Annotated in this window: 4 protein-coding genes; 1 reads left to right on the forward strand and 3 read right to left on the reverse strand. The window is 73.6% G+C overall.

From position 1 onward, the window contains the following. From ACOV8S_RS10495 to ACOV8S_RS10505, 3 genes are all read right to left on the reverse strand, one after another. On the reverse strand, positions 1 to 466 hold a 466-nt coding region (locus tag ACOV8S_RS10495), incomplete at its 3' end, for an MEDS domain-containing protein (protein WP_448317520.1). Beyond that, a complete protein-coding gene (locus ACOV8S_RS10500; RefSeq protein WP_448317521.1) occupies positions 463 to 1,335 on the reverse strand; it encodes an MEDS domain-containing protein in 873 nt (290 codons plus the stop codon). The genes ACOV8S_RS10495 and ACOV8S_RS10500, both read right to left, overlap by 4 nt. A 127-nt stretch (positions 1,336 to 1,462) precedes the next feature. After that, entirely contained in the window at positions 1,463 to 1,825 is a 363-nt protein-coding gene (locus ACOV8S_RS10505; RefSeq protein ID WP_448317522.1) for an STAS domain-containing protein, read from the reverse strand. 245 nt (positions 1,826 to 2,070) lie between these two features. Here ACOV8S_RS10505 and ACOV8S_RS10510 point away from each other — a divergent pair. Next, positions 2,071 to 3,477: histidine kinase dimerization/phospho-acceptor domain-containing protein (locus ACOV8S_RS10510; protein WP_448317523.1), on the forward strand; the 1,407-nt coding region annotated here is incomplete at its 3' end.

Consider the following 3,477-nt stretch of genomic DNA (forward strand, 5'->3'; position numbering starts at 1 on the left):
GCGTCACGTCGTACGGGCACAGCACGCTGACCCGCCGGCCCGCGAAGGCCAGGTTGACCAGGGCCTGGTGGCGCAGCGCCTCCACCGTCTCGGACGGTCCGCGCTCCGCGTAGAGCGGCTCGCCCACGATGGACGGCCGCGACTCCGAGCTCTCGTGCCGGTCCGCGAACTCGCGGAACAGTGACAGCAGGCGGCCCGGGTTGCGCCCGGCCTCCGTCACGTCGAGCCATGTGATGCGCTCCGCCAGGTCCGCCAGGTGCGCGCGCAGCCGCTCGAGCCGGGCCCCTGGGACCACGACCAGCGCCTGAGCGCCGCGGCCCAGGACGGCGGCGCGGACGAACCGGCCCACTCCGTCGAGGTACTCCGCGTCGGAGCGGTAGAAGAGCGCGGGGTGGAAGAGCCCGGAGCCGGGCCCTCGACCGGGCGGCTGCCGGAAGTACGTGGTGGTTCGGCTGTGTGTCGTCATCGCTCGGCGATCTCCACAGGGGTTCCGAGCTCGGGGAACAGTCCGAGGAGCCGACGAAGGGGTGCGGGGGCGTGCAGCAGACGCAGACGTCCCTCGCGGCGGCGCCGGGCGGCCTCGACGAGCGTCACCAGCGAGGCGATGTCCAGATGCCGGAGACCGGAGAGGTCCAGCTCGACGTCTTTGCCCGGGGAGCCGCTCACCACGGCCGCGGCGGTGCGCACGGCGTGGCGGGTGTCGTACCCGGCCGAGCCGGACAGCTTCAGGCCGGTGCGGCCGGGCAGCGGTTCCAGCCGCAGGGCGGGGCGGTCGACCGGGTCGCCCCGGTGGTGCTGGTGCGCCCCGGCCAGCAGGGCCAGCAGGTGCGCCGGAACGCGGCGGCGGTCGTAGAAGCACCACGCCGTGAGCGGCAGTGGTTCGAAGACCTCGTGGTGGAGGCGGAGCTCGTACTCCAGCAGGCGGTCCGCCCCCGCCACGTCCTGTGCGCCCCAGGCCATCTCGCCGATCGCCCGCAGCCCGCGGTGTCCCTCCGCGAGCGCGGTGTCCATGGCCCGGTGCCACAGGCCCATCATGGCGTCCGGGTCGAAACGCGGCCCCGACAGGTAGGTGCGCTCCGCCGTGGTGACCACCAGGCGGCCCTCGGCCTCCGCCCGCGCCGCGTCGACGCCGGCGGACGCCAGCGCGCCCCTGACCCGGTCGGGGTCCGTGGTGGCCGCGAAGTACTGCACCTGCTCGCCGCGCTCGAAGCCCGTGCGGACGAAGGGCACCAGATGTCCCGCCCACTCGCGGTCGTCGGAGAACACCACGCCGCTGTGACGACCCGTTCCGGGGGTCGGCGGCGCGGGAACGGCGGCCGTGGAGGTCATGGCCATCTCGTCCGTCCTTCTCCGGAGCCCGTCTGTCCTGTCAGGCTGCCGGGGCCGCCTGCCCCCGGCAGGATAACGAAGTGCAGACAGCCCCGATGCCCCGTTCCGCCGAGCCCAAACGGGGCCGGACGGCTCAACTTCGCAGGGCTTTCACCGCCTCATCCACATCGTCGTGGAATGTGAAGATCTGGTCCAGCCCCACGGTGTGGAACATCTGTCGCAGGTCAGGGCCCAGTCCGCACAGGGCCAGCGGCCGGACGGCCCGCTCGGCGCGGTGGTGGGCCGTGACGAGCACGGTGATGCCTGTGGAGTCGCAGTAGGAGAGCCCGGTGAGATCGATCACGAGGCCGGCGGAACGGGCGAGGTCCAGCTCGTCGAGGGCGCCGAGCAGGGCGCCGGCCGTGTGGTGGTCGAGTTCGCCGGTCGCCCGCAGCACGGCCGCGCCCGAGGGGTGCGTGTGCCGGTCGACGGTGAGGACGGGGTCGGTCTTGGTCACCGGGTCTCCTGGTGGGGGGTGCGGATGGGGCGGAGGACGGACGGCAGGAGGGGACGGACGGCCCGGTGATCCTTCCGACGGCGCCTGCCGCGGGTGACGCCCGGTCGGTGACGACCGGCCCGGAAAGACCAGTGGGTTCGGCTTATCCTACGAAGCCTGTGGAATGAGTGTGGGGTTCCCGTGAACATCCGGCGGCGCGCGCGTCGCTCGGGTACGGGTGCTCGGTCGAGACGAAAGGCCCATCCATGGCACGCTCCTTCTCCCCCGGTGGTTCCGCGTCGGCCGGGGCGGACGTGTTCGCCGCCGACCCGGAGGTCGGGCGCGACCTGGCCGCGGTCGACTGGACGGCGACCCCGCTGGGCCCCCCGTCCGACTGGCCGCAGAGCCTGCGCACGGCGGTGAGCATCCTGCTCTCCTCCCGGTTCTCGATGTGGATGGCGTGGGGCCCGGAACTGACGTTCTTCTGCAACGACGCCTACCGGCACGACACGCTGGGACAGAAGTACCCGTGGGCGCTCGGGCGGCCCGCCCGCGAGGTGTGGGCGGAGATCTGGGACACCATCGGCCCGCGCATCGGCACCGTCCTGTCCACCGGCCGGGCCACCTGGGACCAGGGGCTGCAGCTGTTCCTGGAACGCTCCGGTTACCGCGAGGAGACGTATCACACCTTCTCCTACAGCCCGCTGCGGGACGACGCCGGAGAGATCGTCGGCATGCTCTGCGTGGTCACCGAGGAGACGGAGCGGGTCATCGGCGAGCGGCGCATGGCCACCCTGCGCGACCTGGGGTCCGACCCCAGCGTGGTGCGCACCGAGCAGCAGATGCTGGACTTCGCCGCCCGCCAGCTCGGCCGCAACCCGCAGGACCTGCCGTTCACCCTCACCTACCTCTTCGACGACGGGCCCGACGCCGGCGCCGTGCCCGAGGGCGCCGAGGGCCGCCACGGCCGCGTCCGCCTGGCCGGCGCCAGCGGCATCGAGCCGGGCCACCTCGTCGCGCCCCTCTCCCTGACGCCCGGCGAGGCCGCCCTGTGGCCCGCCGCCGGACCGGGCGAGGGCACCGAGGCCGTCGACCTGACCACCCTCGCCGACGGCGCGACGGAGCTGCCCCACGGGGCCTGGGACGCGCCGCCGACCGAGGCGCTGCTGGTACCGCTGCCCCGGCAGGGCGGCGCGCCCTACGGATTCCTGGTGGCCGCGCTGAACCGGTACCGGCCGCTCGACGACGGTTACCGGTCCTTCGTGGAACTGGTCGCCGGACACGTCGCCGCGGGCATCGGCAGCGCCCGCAGCTACCGGGCGCAGCAGCGGCGGGCCGAGGAGCTGGCCGAGCTGGACGAGGCGAAGACCGCGTTCTTCTCCAACGTCAGCCACGAGTTCCGCACCCCGCTCACGCTGATCATGGGCCCGCTGGAGGAACTGCGCGGCCGGCTGTCCGACGCCGACCCGTCGGTGCGCGACGAACTGGACGTCGCCCACCGCAACGGCCTGCGGATGGGCCGCCTGGTCAACACGCTGCTGGACTTCTCGCAGATCGAGGCGGGCCGGATGCGGGCCGCCTTCGCGCCGGTCGACCTCTCCGCGACCACCGCCGACCTGGCCGGGGTGTTCCGCTCGGCCGTCGAGCGGAACACCCCGGCCAGGTCGGCGGTG

It is taken from the genome of Streptomyces sp. CO7, assembly GCF_053474865.1.